Source organism: Pseudomonas sp. CF161 (assembly GCF_000416215.1).
Taxonomy (GTDB): Bacteria; Pseudomonadota; Gammaproteobacteria; order Pseudomonadales; family Pseudomonadaceae; genus Aquipseudomonas.
The window spans coordinates 40620-57093 of record NZ_ATLP01000097.1; the positions used below are offsets into that span (position 1 = coordinate 40620).

Sequence of the window (16474 nt, forward strand, 5' to 3'; positions counted from 1 at the left end):
TCAGTCCTCCACTACCCAGGTGTCTTTGGTGCCGCCGCCCTGGGACGAGTTCACCACCAGCGAGCCTTCGCGCAAGGCCACGCGCGTCAGGCCACCGGGCACCAGACGGGTTTCGCTGCCCGACAGCACAAAGGGACGCAGGTCGATATGCCGCGGCGCGATGCCGTTTTCGACAAAGGTCGGGCAGGTCGACAGGCACAGGGTCGGCTGGGCGATATAGGCATGCGGGCGCGCCTTGAGCCGGGCGCGAAAATCCTCGATTTCCGCGGCCGTGGCCGCCGGCCCCACGAGCATGCCGTAGCCACCGGAGCCCTGGGTTTCCTTGACCACCAGGTCCGGCAGGTTGGCCAGCACATGGGACAGCTCCGCCGGCTTGCGGCATTGCCAGGTGGGCACGTTCTTCAGCACCGGCTCTTCGCTGAGGTAGAACCGGATCATCTCGTCGACATAGGGATAGATCGACTTGTCGTCGGCGACCCCGGTGCCCACGGCATTGGCCAGCACCACGTTGCCCGAGCGGTAGGCGGCGATCAGCCCGGGCACGCCGAGCATCGAATCGGGGTTGAACGACAACGGGTCGAGGAAGGCGTCGTCGAGGCGACGGTAGATCACATCCACGGCCTGGGCGCCGGAGGTGGTGCGCATGAATACCCGGTCGTCACGCACAAACAGATCGGCGCCTTCCACCAGCTCCACGCCCATCTCGCGGGCCAGGAACGCATGTTCGAAATAGGCACTGTTGAAGCGCCCCGGGGTCAGCACCACCACCGTGGGGTTGTCCAGCGGGCAGGAGCTTTTCAGGGTTTCGAGCAGCAGGTTCGGGTAATGGTCGATGGGCGCCACCCGCTGCGCGGCGAACAGCTCCGGAAACAGGCGCATCATCATCTTGCGGTCTTCAAGCATGTAGCTGACGCCGCTGGGGGTGCGCAGGTTGTCTTCGAGCACGTAGTAACTGCCGTCGCCATCGCGCACCAGGTCGACCCCGGAAATATGCGAATAGATATTGCGGTGCAGGTCCAGGCCCTGCATCGCCACCTGGTACCCCTCGTTGGCCAGGACTTGCTCGGCCGGGATGATGCCCTCCTTGAGAATGTGTTGCCCGTGGTAGATATCGGCCAGGAACATGTTCAGCGCCTGGACCCGCTGGATACAGCCGCGCTCGACCGTCTGCCATTCGCTGGCCTTGATGCTGCGCGGAATGATGTCGAACGGAATCAGCCGTTCGGTGCCCTGCTCGTCCCCGTACAAGGTGAAGGTAATGCCGGCGCGATGGAACAACAGGTCGGCTTCGCGCCGACGCTGGTCCAGCAACTCCAAGGGAGTGTCCGCCAGCCAGCGGGCAAACTCCTGATAATGAGGGCGGCAGCCACCACTCGCGTCATACATTTCATTAAAAAAAGCCCGGGACATACCCCACTCCTCGCCGTGGTTTAAACGGCTTTTTATTGACGCTCTCTATTTCGATAAATCGGGCCTTGCGCTGTGCGGTCAGTACTGGGTTGTAAAGCACCTCATTGTGCGTTGCAGCAATCCGGGGATGATGCACACGCAGCACGGCGACGCGTGACGCGAACGCTGCGCTGGAGGGTGTGCAGTTTTTTTCGGCAAGGGCGGCAGCGCCAGGACAGGCAATGACGTCGTGATCTTGCTGATGGGTAAGAGGGGAATTTAAAGAGGACAACGGACCGGCACTCAGGCATTGGCATGCCCCCGGTCTCTTCAGGGCTTTTGCAATCGCTATGCCCAAATGCCGTGCCCTGGGGATTTTGCCGGGACAGCTTGAAAAATCATCTTAAAAGCGACATTTTTATTCACTTTAGAGACATTAAAGCCGATCTTCACTGAATCGGTTGAGCCGGCCACAGCGTCCCCCAGGCTCGCCCACCCCTGAAGCGACCGAAAAAAGTGCAGAAAACCCGGCTGACGGTTTTTTTGCCCCTTAACCGGGACTTTTTTACCCAACCGGCCTGGCTGCCCGAGGTAACCCTGGGTGCCCAGCGCTGAAAACAGCGGTACTGCACGCAGCCTCCGCGTCCGAAAAAGCCTAGCAAAGTGGCAGTAACCGCCCTTTTCGCCCGCCTGCCGGGCAAATGCGCGGTCACTGATTGAGCTGGGGCCAGCGTGGTTGATAGTGCTGCACAGCACCCAGGGTGATGGGTTATTTGCCGGGGGATCATCGGCGAAACGGCGGGCAATCTGCTGACAACGGGTCACGACCGTAGCGCCAGCCAACACCCCTTCCAGCCTGAAAAAGCCCTGTTGGCTGGCCCTGCACAGCGCTTGCTGAAACAGCTTGCAACATACCGCTTCACTGCCCGGCGGCGATCCGCTCGAGGATCAGTTGCACTGCCTCTTCCGGTAACAACCGGGCGCTGTCCAGGCGCAATGGCGGCACCGCCCAGGGCTGGTAGTCATGCTCGCACACCGACTGCCAGCTCGCCGGCACCAGCCCCGGCACATCCAACTCCCGGCCTTGCACCCGGCGCCGGTGCTCATCGAGGTCGGAACACAGCACCTCGATATCCAGCAGCCCTGCTCCCTGGTCTTCGGCAATCGCGCGCCAGGCCTCACGACTCTCGGCCAGCGGATTGACGCAATCGGCGATCACCTGATTGCCCAGGGCCAGGTTGCTGCGGGCCAGGGCATTGGCAATGTCATAGCCGGTCTTGCCCACCTCGCGCATACCGCTGTCACGCAGCGCCTGCTCAATGTTGTCGATACGCAGGTAAGTAGCGCCCAGGCGCACGGCCAGCAAGCGGGCGATGGTGGTTTTGCCGGTGCCGGGCAGGCCACTGAAGACAATAAGCATGGGGCAGCTCCTAGATCAGTACCGAGGTCGGTGTTCGAGTTGCCACGCCCGTCGTCGCCTCCGGCAGTTGCAGGGCGAAACGTGCCGACAGTTCCTTGCGCCCCTTGGCGGTCAAGGTCAGGGCGCGGCTGTCCAGGTCCCGATTCAGCCACTGGCGTTGCAGTGCGTGTTGCAGCAAGGCCGCGCCCAGGGCCCCACCCAGGTGCGGGCGGCGCATGCTCCAGTCCAGGCACGGGCAGGCAAAGCGTCGGCGCAAGGTCTTGAGCCCTTCGACCTCGATCCCCAGCCCCGTAAAGAACGCCTCGCCGGACGCGCTCAGGTGGTACTCCCGGGCGCTGTCTTGCAGCTCCTGCAGCCAGCCGGCTTCGCACATCCGGTCGTGCAGCAGCACGGCCAGGGTGCCGGCCATGTGGTCGTAGCAGGTGCGGGCAAATTGCAGGCGGTCCGGGGTGCGCGGGCTGAAGCGCGGAGCGCTGTGGTGACCGATCACCATCAGGGCTTCCAGGGCCTGGGCCACGCGTGGGTCGGCCAGGCGGTAGTAACGGTGGCGGCCCTGCACCTGCAGGCGCACCAGCGACAGCTCCTTGAGTTTGCCCAGGTGCGCGCTGGCGGTGGAGGCGCTGACATCGGCCAGTGCCGCCAACTCGGTGCTGGTGCGGGCATGGCCATCCATCAGCGCACAGAGCATTTTGGTGCGGGCCGGTTCGGCGATGGCGGCGGCCACCTGGGATACCGCGCTGTCGTGTTGGTGCGCACTCATGATTCGCTCCGGAACGAAGGGTGATCTGCATCGGGAGGTAGATAGTAGCAAGGCCGCCGACTCAGGCTCGGGTCGCGTGGGGACGCTGGCCCTTGAGAGTGGCGAGGTGAAGCAGCGACATGGGGTGGCTGAACGGGACAGCGCAGCCTCGCGGGCTCGGCAGCGGCTACGGGTTTTGCCCGAGCGAGTTGCCAAGGATGCTGCAAAAACGCCTCCACTCGCCCGGAAGAGTTGCCCCTGGACCCTTTGTTCGAAGCGCACTTCCAGGCGGACCGAAGCTCCACGGTTTACCGGCAGATCCTGTCGAACATGGGTCTGGGACGTGCACAAATCGGCTGAAAAAACGCACTTTCAGCCCATTCTGTCGGGGCGGCCTGTTTAAGATAGGCCGCTGCCATCGACTAACCCTCAAGGAAGACAAGCCCCATGCCCTTTCAGGTTCGCGACGCGCTTCACACCGACAGCCCGCGCATCAGCCAGATCGCCGCCCAGACCTTCGCCCTGGCCTGCCCGGCCAATACGCCGCCCGCGGAGATTGCGGCCTTTATCCAGGACCAACTGCAGGCAGAGCATTTCAACGCGGCCGTGGATGACCCGGAGCAACAACTGCGGGTGCTGCTGCACCAGGGCCAGGTTATCGGCTACAGCCTGATCAAGCTGCGCCCGCAGGCCCTGGGTATCGCCGAGGCCGACCAGGTGCCGGAGCTGACCCGCTGCTACCTGGCGGCGGACTTTCACGGCAGCGGCGGCGCCCAGTACCTGTTGCAACAGACCCTGGAATCGCTCCGCCAGCCCATTCGGCTGACGGTCAGCGAAGCCAACGCGCGGGCGATCCGTTTCTACCAGCGCAATGGCTTTATCAACGTCGGTGAAACCACCTTCCAATGCGGCGCCGACCTGCACCGCGACTGGGTCATGCTGCGCCAGCCACCCGCCACGGGCTGATCCGCCGTCAGGCGCGCACTGCGCCTACGCCGGGGGCAGGTAATTGAGGTCGATGCCGGCGAGACCCGGCAGGTCGCCGATCAGGAAGTCCCGCAGGCGGAGGATTTTTTCCCGGCGCGGGCCGGCCTTGGGCCAGACCAGGTAATAACCGTCCCCCGAGGCCACGGCGCTGTCGAATGGCACGCCGACCTGGCCGTCACGAATGTCGTCGGCCACCAGTTGCAGATCACCGATCGATACCCCGTGTCCGCGCATGGCCGCGCTGATGCCCTGGTCCAGGGTGTCGAACACCTTGCCCCGATCCAGCCGCACCTGTTCCTGCCACCCTTGCGCCGCGAGCCAGCGCCGCCAATCGCGGCGGTCTGGCGAGGGATGGATCAATTGCGCTTCCTGCAAACGCTGCAGGCTCCAGGGCGTGGTCGGCGCGGCTTCGGGGGCGCAGATCGGGATCAGCCATTCATCGAACAGCTTGCAGCCCTCGACCCCGGCGCCGAACTGCCCGTTGCCCAGCAAAATCGCGCAATCGTAGGGTTCGGCCTGGAAATCCACCGCGTCCACATCCATCCACACACTGGCCAGTTGCACTTCCAGTTCGGGCTCGGTCTGCCTGAGGGTCTCCAGGGCCCGCAACAGCCAGCGCATGGTCAGGGTCGACGGCGCCTTGAGCCGCAACTGCCGGGCGTTGCCGCGAAACGGCAGGCAGGCCTCTTCGATAATCCGAAAGCCCACCTTGAGTTCCTGGGCCAGGCGCTGGCCGGCATCGGTCAGGGCCACCTTGGGCCCCTTGCGTTCGAACAGGCGGCAATCGAGGGCGCTTTCCAGGGTGCGGATATGGCGGCTGATCGCGCTCTGGGTCAGGGCCAACTCGGCGCCGGCCTGGGTAAAGGAGCAGGTCCGGGCCGCCACCTCAAAGGCGCGCAGGGCATAAAGCGGAGGAATGCGTTCGGCCATCAGCGGCTCCGATAATGATAAATACTCATGCAAGGTTACAGCTTTATCGGTTTTTAAACCCGCCGTCAGCCGGTCAAGCTGTGCCGGACCATGACGCATCGGCCAATCGATGCACCTCTCACTCGTTTCAAGGCGGGCCGTTCGTGCAACTCCAACTTTCACTGGTTGTGCTTTATGTATTCAGCGTGTTGCTACTGGTGGCGACACCGGGGCCGGTGGTGGCGCTGATCGTCAACACCAGCCTGCGGGCCGGTCCACGGCGCGCCGTGCTAACCGCCCTGGGCACCAACGCCGCATCCTTGCTGCTGGCCCTGGTGGCGGTGCTGATTCTAGGCGGCAGCCTGACGCTGGCGCCGTCCCTGCTCAACTGGGTGAGCCTGTTGGGCTGCTGCTTTATCGGTTACCTGGCATGGCAGGGGCTGCGCAGCCTGCGGGCGCCAGACCGCTCCGCCAGCCCCGAGGGATCACGGCCACAGCGGGCTGGCGGGAATCTGCTGCACGGTTTTCTGGTGGGGATTTCCAACCCCAAGGACATCCTGTTCTTTGTCTCGTTCTTTCCTCGATTCATCCAGGTCAGCCCGTCGTTCAGCACCAGCGTGAGCGTGCTGATCGGGCTGTGGGTGGTGATCGATTTCGCAGTGCTGGCGGGCTATATCCTGCTTTCGCGCCACGCCCTCACGCTCAAGTACCAGCGGGCCGTGACCTGGGCTTCCAGCCTGGTGTTGCTGGTGGTGGCGCTGAGCGGGATCGCCTACTCGGCCCATGGGCTGCTGGCGCCCGACAACGCCTGAACCTGCCGGGCGCGATTACAGGCTGCGGTACTCCAGGGTCAGGTGCGCCAACTCGTGCACCGCCGCCAGGCGCTGGCGCAACGCCTCGGCACTCAGCGACGGCTGGGCCAGGACGCTGACAATGGCCGCCCGCGCCTGGGGCCCGACCTGCCACACATGCAGGTCGGTGATGCTGGCGTCCCCGCTCGACTCCACCAGTTGCCGAATCTGCGCGGCCACCTGCTCGTCGCTGGCGTCAAGCAGCACGGCGGCGCTGGTCTTCATCAGGCTGTAGGCCCAGCGGGCGATCACCACCGCGCCGACGAGGCCCATCAGCGGATCAAGCCAGACCCAACCCAGGTAACGCCCCGCGAGCAACGCGGCAATCGCCAGCACCGAAGTCAGGGCATCGGCCAGCACATGCACATAGGCCGAACGCAGGTTGTTGTCGTGATGGGCGTGGGCGTGCTCATGGGGATGGGCATGTTCATGCCCGTGTTCATGCTCCGCGTGGTGCCCATGGCCATGATGGTTGTGATGGCCGCCCAGCAGCCAGGCGCTGAGGATATTCACCGCCAGCCCCGCCACCGCAATCAGCGTGGCCTCGGTAAAGGCCACCTGGGTCGGCTGGAACAGGCGCAGCAGCGACTCGGCAGCAATGCCCAGCGCCACCAGGCCCAGGATCATCGCCGAAGCAAAGCCCGCCAGGTCGCCGACCTTGCCGGTGCCGAAACTGAAACGTGCGCTGCCGGCATGGCGTCGGGCATAGCCGTAGGCCGCCGCCGCAATGCCCAGGGCGCCGGCGTGGGTCGCCATGTGCAGGCCATCGGCCAACAGCGCCATGGAGCCGGTGATATAGCCGGCGGCAATTTCGCCGACCATCATCACCAGGGTCAGCGCCACCACCCACAGGGTGCGGCGCGCGTTATCGTCGTGGCCGGCGCCGAGAAACAGGTGAGGATGAGAAAAATGCCGGGCTTGGGCTGCAATGCTCATGCGGGAGTCCCCTGTCAGGAATAGCGGCGGATGGCTTCGAGCAACTCGTCGACGCCCTTGGCCCGCTCTGCGTCGCTGAGTTCGGGGTTGGCCACGTGCTCCAGGGCATGGGCCTCGATGATTTCGCCCATCAACCCATTGATGGCGCCACGAGTCGCGGCCACCAGGTGCAGGGTCTTGGCGCACTCGGCGCCGGACTCCAGCGCCCGTTCCACGGCCTGGACCTGCCCGAGAATGCGCCGAACCCGTTTCAGCAGTTCGTCTTTCTGTGCATGCGTGTGCGACATACCTATACCCCCTACCCCTATGTGGCGAGCATCTTCACCCATGGCCGGCCAACCTGGCAAGCGCGTCGCCAACTATTTGGATGGGAGGCAATGCTCGCTCGGCATCGAGCCGCGTGGCAAAGGCTGGGTGGCCCACGGGCAATTACCGCCCGGGCCACGCAGTGGAGGTCGTTGCGGGTCGGATCAGTCGTCGCGGGTCAGCACTTCCAGCAACTCGATCTCGAAGATCAGGTTGGAATGGGGCTTGATATGGGCCCCCATGGAGCGCTCGCCGTAAGCCAGGTGCGCCGGCACCAGCAGCTTGCGCTGGCCGCCGACTTTCATCCCCATCAGGCCCTGATCCCAGCCCTTGATCACCCGCCCGGTGCCGATCACGCACTGAAATGGCTTGCCGCGCTCATAGGAGGAATCGAAGCTCGTGCCATCTTCCAGAAAGCCCCGGTACTGGGTGGTGATCAACGCCCCCTTGACCACGGCCTTGCCGTCGCCCAGCCGGGTATCGATCACCTGTAATTGGTCGCTCATCTGCTCGTTCATCATTGCCCCTCGTTCAACGCTCCCCGCCGCCGGGGAATGCGCGCAGGGTTTTCGCAGAATTGCTCGCCCTTGGCAAACCCCGCGACGTGCTGGCGACGCTCGGCAGTGCCTCAGCGCTTGACCGGCGCCATGGCCGACAGGCAGGCAATCAGTGGTTTGACGATCATGAGGCACTCCAGAATTCAAGCGGACCGCGGCCTGGGGAAATCATTCACAGCCCTTGCCGACGGACCTCGGGCCCAGCGGGCCGACGGCAACAAAGCGAACCCCAGGCGACCAGCGCGGCCCGTGAGCAGAAAAAATTCGGTTACCATGCGCCCCACAAAAACCACCTGGATAAGGACATCACCATGGCTATTTCCACCCTCGTTGCCCTGGCCATTCTGGCCGTGCTGGTGATCGGTGCCATCAGCATCTACAACACCCTGGTCAACCGCCGCAATCGCTATCAGAACGCCTTCGCCCAGATCGAAGTCCAGCTCAAGCGCCGCTATGACCTGATCCCCAACCTGGTGGAAACCGCCAAGGGCTATCTCCAGCACGAGCGTGAAACCCTTGAAGCGGTGATCGCCGCGCGCAACACCGCCCTCGCCGGCCTCAAGGCGGTCGCGGCGCAACCGGGCAGCGCCCAGAGCATGGCGCAACTGGGTCAGGCCGAAGGGGCCCTGACCAGCGCCATGGGCCGCCTGAACGTGACCATGGAAGCCTACCCGGACCTCAAGGCCTCGCAGAACATGCAGCAATTGAGCGAAGAGTTGAGCAGCACCGAAAACAAACTGGCCTTCGCCCGCCAGGCCTACAACGACTCGGTCATGGCCTACAACAGCTATCGCCAGAGCTTCCCGCCAGTGCTGCTGGCCGGGGTCCTGGGCCATGGCAGCGACGCCAGCCTGCTGGAATTCGCCGACAGCGCGGCGATCCAGCAAGCGCCCAAGGTTGCGTTCTAACCCGCTTGCACCACGGACGGTCCAATGAATTTCTTTGAACACCAGGCCCGTGCCAAACGGCGCACCCTGCAGCTGGTACTGCTGATGACCCTGGCGGTGATCTCGCTGATCGCCGTCACCAGCGTGGTGCTGATCGTGGGTGTGCAGCAGCTCCAGCAGGAAATGAAAATCGAGGCAGGCATCGACTGGCAACTGGTGCCGAGCATCGCCGCCCTGGTGCTGGTGGTGGTCATCGGTGCCAGCCTGAGCAAGCACGCGCAATTGCGCGCCGGGGGCAAGGTGGTGGCCGAGCGGCTCGGCGGCCGCTTGATCAACCTCGAACCCCGGGGGCTGGAGGAGCAGCGGCTGCTCAACGTGGTCGAAGAAATGGCCCTGGCCTCCGGCACTGCGGTGCCCCAGGTGTACGTGCTGCCGGATGCCGGGATCAACGCCTTCGCCGCCGGGCTCACGCCCCAGGACGCGGTGGTCGGGGTCACCCACGGCGCGATCATGGTCCTCAACCGCGATGAGCTGCAGGGGGTCATCGCCCATGAATTCAGCCACATCTATAACGGCGACATGCGCCTCAATACCCGGCTGGTGGCGATCGTCCACGGCATCCTGGTGATCGGCCTGGTGGGCAACGTGATTGCCAGCGGCTCCAGCGCTCTCAACAGCAAGTCCGGACGCAACCAGGCCGGGACCGTGGGACTGTTTATCGGCATGGCCCTGGTGCTGCTGGGGTCGGTGGGCACGTTTTTCGGCAATCGGATCAAGGGCGCCATCAGCCGCGAACGCGAGTTTCTCGCCGACGCCTCGGCGGTGCAGTTCACCCGCAACCCGACTGGCATCCTCGGCGCCCTGAAAAAGATCGGCGGGTACTCCGCCAGTTCCAAACTGGACGCCGCCCACGCCGCCGAATTCAGCCATCTGTACTTCAGCGAAGGCGCGACGCTTTCCGCCAGCGCTGGCTCGGCGACTCACCCGCCCCTGGGCGAACGCATTCGCCGGATCGAGCCGAACTGGGACGGCAACTTCCCCAGCGTGGCCATGGTCGAGCTGCCCGCCGCCAGCGGCAGCAGCGACCTCGATTTTTCCGAAGTGCTCAGCTCCCTGCCCAGCGTCGCCCCTGCGCCGGCGGCCCTGGTGTTTGACCTGGCCGCCGTGCAGGCCTCGATTGCCACCATCGGCGCGCCGCAACCGGGCCACCTGCACGCGGCGCAACAGACCCTGGCCAGCCTCGACCCACGGCTCAAGGACAGCGCCCGCAGCAGCACTGGGGCCCAGGCCCTGGTCTACGGCCTGCTGCTGTCGCCAATCGCAACGGTGCGCACCCTGCAATTGCAACAGCTGGCCAGCAGCACCGACGCTGCGCTGCGGGGCGCCGTCGACTCCCTGAGCCCGGCCCTGGAGCAGCTTGATCCGGGCCTGCGCCTGCCATTGCTGGACCTGGTCATCCCGGCCCTCAAGCAGCTGGACAAGGGCACACTGCAAGTCTTCATGGACAACCTCAGGCACCTGATCGACGCCGACGCCGAGGTCGAGTTGCTGGAGTGGACCCTGTTGCGCATCGTGCAGCGCAATGTCGAAGGCCTGCCCGCCGCCGAGTACAAATGGACCCTGGCCCAGTGCAGCACCGAACTGGCGGTAGTGCTCGGGGCCCTGGCCAACGCCGGCCAGGCCGACCCGGAACAGGCGCGCCTGGCCCTGGCCTGCGCCTGGAGCGAGTTGCCGTTCGAGCGCCCGCAAGCAGCTGCAACCGACCTTGAACACTTGGACCAGGCCCTGCTCCGCCTGCGCCAGCTGACACTGGAACAACGCCCGACGCTGCTCGGCGCCATGGCCCGCTGCATCGGTTACGACGGCGCAGTGACAGTCGCCGAAGCCGAGCTGCTGCGCGCGGTGGCCGACCTGCTGGATTGCCCGATGCCACCCCTGCTGGCCCAGGCGCCTGCGCCCCATGCCGGCGCTGACACCCAGGCCACGGCGTGAGCGGCGACCACTGCCGCACCGGCGGTGCCGAACGCCAGGCCCTCGACCTGCAACGGCTGCGCAGCCTGATCGGCAAGCGCCTGGCCGGGCTGGACAACGGGCGCTATTTTTTTGCCGGAGAGCGGGTCATGGATGACTGTGGCGACCTGCAATGGCGCTGCATCGATGCCAGCCTGCTGTCGATGTTCCTGCTCAGCGACGGCGAAAGCGTCGGCACCGACCACCAGCCCCTGCACCTGACGCCAGCCTTCGAGCTGGACCATGGGCAACGCTGTGAATGGCGCGTCGAAGACCTGCTGGCAACCCTCGACGCCGGCCATCTGGCGGGCCAGCTGATCACCGATGTCGCCGCGCTGTTCGATACATGGCCGCACCTGGACACAAGCATTCTCAGCGGCTTCATGGTCTGCTTTGAACACGGCGACTTCCTGGTCTATTACAACCAGGGCGACAACGCGGTGGCCCTGCTGAACCGCCTGCCGCCGGCGGCCGCCGAATTCACCAGTACCTGGCGCAGCCAGTTGTGACGCCAGCGGCCATCGATCGGTCGTAACCTTATCCCCCTATCCTGGGTCGCGCCCTGCTGGCCAAGGTCAACCAGCGCTGCCCATCCCCCGGAGTAAGCCCATGCCCCATGAAGGCAACCTGTTACAAGCCGCCGTCGTGTTTCTGTTCGCGGCGGTGCTGACCGTGCCCCTGGCCAAGCGCCTGCAACTGGGGGCGGTCCTGGGCTATCTGTTTGCCGGGGTGATCATCGGCCCGTCGGTGCTGGGGCTGATCGGCAACCCGCAGAGCGTCAGCCATATTTCCGAACTGGGGGTGGTGCTGCTGCTGTTCATCATTGGCCTGGAGCTGTCGCCGCGACGGCTGTGGGTGATGCGCAAGGCGGTGTTCGGCGTCGGCCTGGCCCAGGTGCTGCTGACCGGGGTGGTGATCGGCAGCATGGCCCTGCTGGTGTTCGGCCAACCCCTGAACAGCGCCATCGTCCTCGGCCTGGGGCTGGCGTTGTCCTCCACCGCCTTCGGCCTGCAAAGCCTGGCCGAACGCAAGGAACTCAACAGCCCCCACGGGCGCCTGGCGTTTGCCATTTTGCTGTTCCAGGACATTGCCGCCATCCCGCTGATCGCCCTGGTGCCGGCCCTGGCCGGCGGCGACCACCACACCAGCACTGCCCAGGACATCACCCACGGCCTGCAGGTGCTGGGCAGCATTGCAGTCGTGGTGGTCGGCGGGCGTTATCTGCTGCGCCCGGTGTTTCGCGTGGTGGCCGCCACCGGGCTGCCCGAGGTGTCCACCGCCACCGCGCTGCTGGTGGTCATCGGCACCGCCTGGCTGATGGACCTGGCCGGGGTGTCCATGGCCCTGGGCGCGTTCCTCGCCGGCCTGCTGCTGGCCGACTCGGAATACCGCCACGAACTGGAAGCCCAGATCGAACCCTTCAAAGGCTTGCTGCTGGGGCTGTTTTTCATCAGCGTCGGCATGGGGGCCAATATCAGCCTCTTGTTCAGCGCACCGCTGGCAGTGCTCGGGCTGACCCTGTTGCTGATCGGCCTCAAGCTGCCGCTGCTGTACGTGGTCGGGCGCCTGGCCGGGGGGCTCGGGCGCTTGAGCGCCGTGCGCCTGGGGGTGGTGCTGGCGGCGGGCGGCGAATTTGCGTTCGTGGTGTTCAAGATCGGCCGTGACCAGGGCCTGTTCGAGGCGCGTCTGTATGACCTGCTGGTGCTGACCATCACCTTGTCGATGGCCATGACCCCCTTGCTGTTGCTGGCCTGCTCGCGCCTGCTGGTGCCCAAGAGCAAGCCGGTGGAAGTGCCGGCGCACCTGCGGGACATCGACAGCGACGCGCCGCGGGTGGTGATCGCCGGCATGGGCCGCATGGGGCAGATCGTGGCGCGGATTCTCAAGGCGCAGAAAGTGCCGTTCGTGGCCCTCGACACCTCGGTGGAAACCATCGAGCTGACCCGCAGTTTCGGCGGCATGCCGGTGTTCTACGGCGACCCGATGCGCCCCGAGATCCTCAATGCGGCCAAGGTCGGCGAGGCCGAGTTTTTCGTGATCGCCACCGATGACCCGGACACCAACATCCAGACCGCCGCCCTGGTGCGCAAGCTGTACCCGCACATGAAAATCATCGCCCGCGCCCGTAACCGCCAGCACGTGCACAAGCTGGTGGACCTGGGCGCCGAAGCGGTGCGCGAAACCTATTATTCGAGCCTGGAAATGAGCCGGCGGACCCTGGTCGGTCTCGGCTTGAGCCAGGCCCAGGCCGACTCGCGCATCCAGCGTTTCACCCGCCACGACGAACAACTGCTGCAAGCCCAGCACGTGGTGTACGACGACGCAGCCAAGGTCTTGCAGACCGCCCAGGAGGCGCGCAATGAACTGGCACGGCTGTTCGCCGCCGACCAGTTGGACGAGCAGGTCGAAAGCCCGTTGCCGCCACCGCGTTAAGCGCCCTGGCGCTGAATCAGGGGCCGCAGGGTTTTGCGAGGGCTGCGCCCTCGAACGGGAGCATGCTCCCTCCCCACCCCTCTCCGGCCAGCGGCTCCTGACACAAACTGTCAGGGCCCTGCTGTACAGTGCCAGGGCCTTGCCACTGAACGGATCTGCCGATGACCACCGCCGAGCAAAGCGCACCCGCGCTGAAGGAAATCTTCAACCAGCAACGCCTGGAACATATCGCCGACGAAATGCTGGCGGTGTACCCGGGGTTCGATCGCCGGGGGTTTCTCCAGCACGCGAGCCAGGGCCTGGCCGAGTTGTCGGTGATGCAGCGCCTGGCCCGGGTCAGTGACAGCCTGCACAGCGTGCTGGCGCTGGACTACGAAACCAGCCTGGGGTTGCTGGAAGCCCTGGCGCCGCGCCTGGACAGCCGGTTTGTGTGCATGTTCCTGCCGCACTACGTGGCCAGCCATGGCGCCCATGCCTTCGAGCGCTCGATGCAGGCGCTGAAGTTTTTCACCGGGTTCGGTTCCTCGGAATTTGCCATACGGCCTTTTCTGCGCAGCGACCCGCAGCGCACCCTGGCGTTGCTGCAGCAGTGGGCGCTGGACCCGGACGAGCATGTGCGGCGCCTGGCCAGCGAAGGCAGCCGCCCGCGCCTGCCCTGGTCTTTTCGCCTGGAACAGATCCAGGCCGACCCGACCCTGGCCGCACCGATCCTCGACGCGCTCAAGGCCGACCCCAGCCTGTACGTGCGCAAATCGGTGGCCAACCACTTCAATGACATCACCAAGGATCACCCGAGCTGGGTCCTGGACCTGATCGAAGGCTGGCCCCTGGACAACCCCCACACCGCATGGATTGCCCGGCATGCCCTGCGCAGCCTGATCAAGCAGGGCGAGCGCCGGGCCCTGGCGATCATCGGCGCCGGTGCCCGGGCCGAGGTCGAGCTGCTGGACCTGCGGATCGATCCGCCGAGCATTCGCCTGGGAGAGCGGGTGAATCTGTCGTTCACCCTGGCTTCGACGGCTGGCGCCAGCCAGAAGCTGGTGGTCGACTACGCCATCGATTACGTCAAGGCCTCGGGCGCCACGTCGGCCAAGGTGTTCAAGCTCAAGGCGCTGACCCTCGGCGCCCACGCTCGCCAGACCCTGAGCCGCGCCCAGCACATCCGCGAACTGACCACCCGCCGGCATTACGCCGGCAGCCACCGGGTGCACATCCTGGTCAATGGCGAATGCCTGGGCAGCACGCAATTCGAGTTGTTGGGGGCGGATTGAGCGGTGCGAGAACCTACGAACACCTGACACTCTGTGGCGCTCCAGAGGGCCAGCGCAGCCTCGCGGGCTCGACAGCGGCTACAGATGACGCAGGCGGTCAAAGGCGGGGTTGCCGGTGCGACGCGACGGCACCGACTCCAGCGCCAACGGGTGCAGGGTGCGCTTGACCATGGAGGTCGCCAGGTCCTGGTAAGGCCCCGCCTCGGGAAAGTTGCGCTCCAGGGTTGCAACCCGGTACCCGGCTCTGCGATCCCACTGGCTGAAGCGGACCACGGTGTGCCCCTCGATAATCACCGCGCCTTCCCTGCGTTCAGCATCAGCAAAATAAAACTCCAGGGCGCCCCGGCTCAGTTGCTCCAGCCCCCTGAGCCGTAGGTAGCACGCCAGCAGCGAAGTCAGGCGCAGGCCCTTGCCCAGTTCCAGGCCGGGGCCCAGGCGGCGCCCGGCATCAAAGTAGACCTTCAACAGCACACCCAGCTCACGGCCCTTGTGGGCGAGCACCGCCGGCTTTTCGTAAAGATGAAACGCCAGGGGCTCCCCCACCCGATCAAAGCCCTGGGCAAGCAGCTGTGCCGGGCTCAACGCGGCAAGCTTCAGCAACCCTGGGCCCGCGTCGAAGGCACCTTCAAGCAGGCCGGCGAACAGCGATTCGAACGCCATCTCAAGGCGATAGGGCAAGCCGGGACCACCACTCATCCGCCATCCGCCGAGAGTTCCACCAGGTTGTCGCCACTCTCATCGCAGCCAAACCCGACAATCGAGTCGCCCGTCCAGTGCACCTCGGTCATCGCCACGCAATTGTTGTAGAACTGACCCTCCAGGGTCCCGTCGGCCCTGAACACCCGTACATAGCCACCGGTGTTGTACAACGACTGCGCGCCATCACCGGGCATGCCGATGCTGGGAATCCAGCGGCTCCAGCTGAACAGCCGGTACTTCTGGTAGTAGAACGCCTGGTTCGGGCTGTAGTACGGCTTCTCATAGGTGTAGCCGTAATAGAAGGCGTAGTAACCCTGAAACGCCAGGAACACCGCGACCACAGCGCAGAGAATGCGGGTGCGTTTTTTCATCGAGCAGGTAAGTCCTTTTACAGAAAATGGCTGGGCCTAAGCCCTGGGTACACCGAGCATGCGCAGGCAGGATTGGATGATGACGTCGGCCAGGGCCTGGCTGTCACCTTGACGGGCGGCGATCACATCGTCAGTGGCGCCATGCACCCCGGCGTAGATCAGCGAGGCGACGATGCCGGGATGCGCCAGCGACCAGGTGCCGGCCTGCCGCCCACCTTCAAGGATGCCCTGCAGTTGGATGAGGATCGCGCCCTTGTCCGGGTTGTCGCGGTCGTGGTGGTGATGGTTGGTGTAGACGATGTCGTGAATCCGGTAGGTCGCCAGGTACGTGTCGACGCTGGCACGGATCCAGCTCGACAGGCGTGCCACCCAATCGTCGGCGGCGCAGGCCTCGACCGCCTGCTCCAGGCGCTGGAGAAAATGCGCGGTGTAGCGTTCGCCAAGGGCCACCAGCATCTCGTTCTTCGAAGCGAAGTAGTGATAGAAGGTGCCCTTGGCGACCTGGGCCCGCTCGACGATTTCACTGATGGTGGTGGCTTCCACACCCTGGCTCAGGAACAGGCTTTCGGCGGCTGCCATCAGTTCGTCCAGGCGCACTTCGGCAGGTTTGGTTCGGGGGCGCGGCAGGTCTGGCGCCTGCTGTTCATCCCTGGTGCGTTTCACGGTCATCGGCGGGTCCGGCCTGGCAGACAAAGGTCGACAGTTTAGG

Annotated in this window: 17 protein-coding genes and 1 pseudogene; 6 read left to right on the forward strand and 12 right to left on the reverse strand. The window is 65.1% G+C overall.

What is annotated here, in order from left to right; translation table 11 throughout:
• The 4 genes from CF161_RS21820 to CF161_RS21830 form a co-directional block, all read right to left on the reverse strand.
• A complete protein-coding gene (locus CF161_RS21820) occupies nucleotides 1–1410 on the reverse strand; it encodes a circularly permuted type 2 ATP-grasp protein (RefSeq protein ID WP_020298782.1) in 1410 nt (469 codons plus the stop codon).
• A 327-nt stretch (nucleotides 1411–1737) separates the two neighbouring features.
• A complete protein-coding gene (locus tag CF161_RS32895; protein WP_156882717.1) occupies nucleotides 1738–2214 on the reverse strand; it encodes a hypothetical protein in 477 nt (158 codons plus the stop codon).
• A 94-nt stretch (nucleotides 2215–2308) separates the two neighbouring features.
• Nucleotides 2309–2809, reverse strand: a complete 501-nt coding sequence (locus CF161_RS21825) for an ATP-binding protein (RefSeq protein WP_020298783.1) — start codon at nucleotides 2807–2809, stop codon at nucleotides 2309–2311.
• Between the two features lie 10 nt (nucleotides 2810–2819).
• On the reverse strand, nucleotides 2820–3569 hold the full coding sequence (locus tag CF161_RS21830; RefSeq protein ID WP_020298784.1) for a helix-turn-helix transcriptional regulator: 750 nt from the start codon (nucleotides 3567–3569) through the stop codon (nucleotides 2820–2822).
• Nucleotides 3570–3995: 426 nt separating this feature from the next.
• Between CF161_RS21830 and CF161_RS21835 the strand changes: the two genes are divergently transcribed.
• A complete protein-coding gene (locus CF161_RS21835) occupies nucleotides 3996–4514 on the forward strand; it encodes a GNAT family N-acetyltransferase (protein WP_020298785.1) in 519 nt (172 codons plus the stop codon).
• A gap of 24 nt (nucleotides 4515–4538) precedes the next feature.
• Here the strand turns inward: CF161_RS21835 and CF161_RS21840 are convergent, their stop codons facing one another.
• A complete protein-coding gene (locus tag CF161_RS21840; protein ID WP_020298786.1) occupies nucleotides 4539–5465 on the reverse strand; it encodes a LysR substrate-binding domain-containing protein in 927 nt (308 codons plus the stop codon).
• 143 nt (nucleotides 5466–5608) lie between these two features.
• Between CF161_RS21840 and CF161_RS21845 the strand changes: the two genes are divergently transcribed.
• On the forward strand, nucleotides 5609–6256 hold the full coding sequence (locus tag CF161_RS21845) for a LysE family translocator (RefSeq protein WP_020298787.1): 648 nt from the start codon (nucleotides 5609–5611) through the stop codon (nucleotides 6254–6256).
• A 15-nt stretch (nucleotides 6257–6271) separates the two neighbouring features.
• Here the strand turns inward: CF161_RS21845 and dmeF are convergent, their stop codons facing one another.
• From dmeF to CF161_RS21860, 3 genes are all read right to left on the reverse strand, one after another.
• A complete protein-coding gene (dmeF, locus tag CF161_RS21850) occupies nucleotides 6272–7231 on the reverse strand; it encodes a CDF family Co(II)/Ni(II) efflux transporter DmeF (protein ID WP_020298788.1) in 960 nt (319 codons plus the stop codon).
• A 14-nt stretch (nucleotides 7232–7245) separates the two neighbouring features.
• Nucleotides 7246–7518, reverse strand: a complete 273-nt coding sequence (locus CF161_RS21855; protein ID WP_020298789.1) for a metal/formaldehyde-sensitive transcriptional repressor — start codon at nucleotides 7516–7518, stop codon at nucleotides 7246–7248.
• Nucleotides 7519–7701: 183 nt separating this feature from the next.
• Nucleotides 7702–8043, reverse strand: a complete 342-nt coding sequence (locus tag CF161_RS21860) for an FKBP-type peptidyl-prolyl cis-trans isomerase (protein WP_020298790.1) — start codon at nucleotides 8041–8043, stop codon at nucleotides 7702–7704.
• A gap of 362 nt (nucleotides 8044–8405) precedes the next feature.
• Here CF161_RS21860 and CF161_RS21865 point away from each other — a divergent pair, with 362 nt between their 5' ends.
• The 4 genes from CF161_RS21865 to CF161_RS21880 all read left to right on the forward strand — a co-directional run bounded on the left by CF161_RS21865 (nucleotide 8406) and on the right by CF161_RS21880 (nucleotide 13424).
• Nucleotides 8406–9002, forward strand: a complete 597-nt coding sequence (locus tag CF161_RS21865; RefSeq protein WP_020298791.1) for a LemA family protein — start codon at nucleotides 8406–8408, stop codon at nucleotides 9000–9002.
• Nucleotides 9003–9026: 24 nt separating this feature from the next.
• Entirely contained in the window at nucleotides 9027–10973 is a 1947-nt protein-coding gene (locus CF161_RS21870) for a M48 family metallopeptidase (protein ID WP_020298792.1), read from the forward strand.
• Nucleotides 10970–11500 carry a hypothetical protein gene (locus tag CF161_RS21875; protein ID WP_020298793.1) on the forward strand — a complete coding sequence of 177 codons (531 nt, stop codon included), beginning with the start codon at nucleotides 10970–10972 and terminating at the stop codon, nucleotides 11498–11500. Before CF161_RS21870 ends, CF161_RS21875 begins: the two co-directional genes overlap by 4 nt.
• Before the next feature lie 100 nt (nucleotides 11501–11600).
• Nucleotides 11601–13424 (forward strand): monovalent cation:proton antiporter-2 (CPA2) family protein, encoded by a 1824-nt coding sequence (locus CF161_RS21880; protein ID WP_020298794.1) that lies wholly within the window; start codon nucleotides 11601–11603, stop codon nucleotides 13422–13424.
• A 336-nt stretch (nucleotides 13425–13760) separates the two neighbouring features.
• Here CF161_RS21880 and CF161_RS33720 read toward each other — a convergent pair.
• The 4 genes and pseudogenes from CF161_RS33720 to CF161_RS21900 all read right to left on the reverse strand — a co-directional run.
• Nucleotides 13761–13823 (reverse strand): annotated as a pseudogene (locus tag CF161_RS33720) (hypothetical protein); the annotation flags it as partial.
• Nucleotides 13824–14773: 950 nt separating this feature from the next.
• Nucleotides 14774–15391 (reverse strand): hypothetical protein, encoded by a 618-nt coding sequence (locus tag CF161_RS21890; protein WP_020298796.1) that lies wholly within the window; start codon nucleotides 15389–15391, stop codon nucleotides 14774–14776.
• Nucleotides 15388–15765, reverse strand: coding sequence for a hypothetical protein (locus CF161_RS21895; protein WP_020298797.1), 378 nt, complete (start codon nucleotides 15763–15765; stop codon nucleotides 15388–15390). Before CF161_RS21895 ends, CF161_RS21890 begins: the two co-directional genes overlap by 4 nt.
• 36 nt (nucleotides 15766–15801) lie before the next feature.
• Nucleotides 15802–16434 (reverse strand): TetR/AcrR family transcriptional regulator, encoded by a 633-nt coding sequence (locus tag CF161_RS21900; protein ID WP_020298798.1) that lies wholly within the window; start codon nucleotides 16432–16434, stop codon nucleotides 15802–15804.
• Nucleotides 16435–16474: the final 40 nt, after the last annotated feature.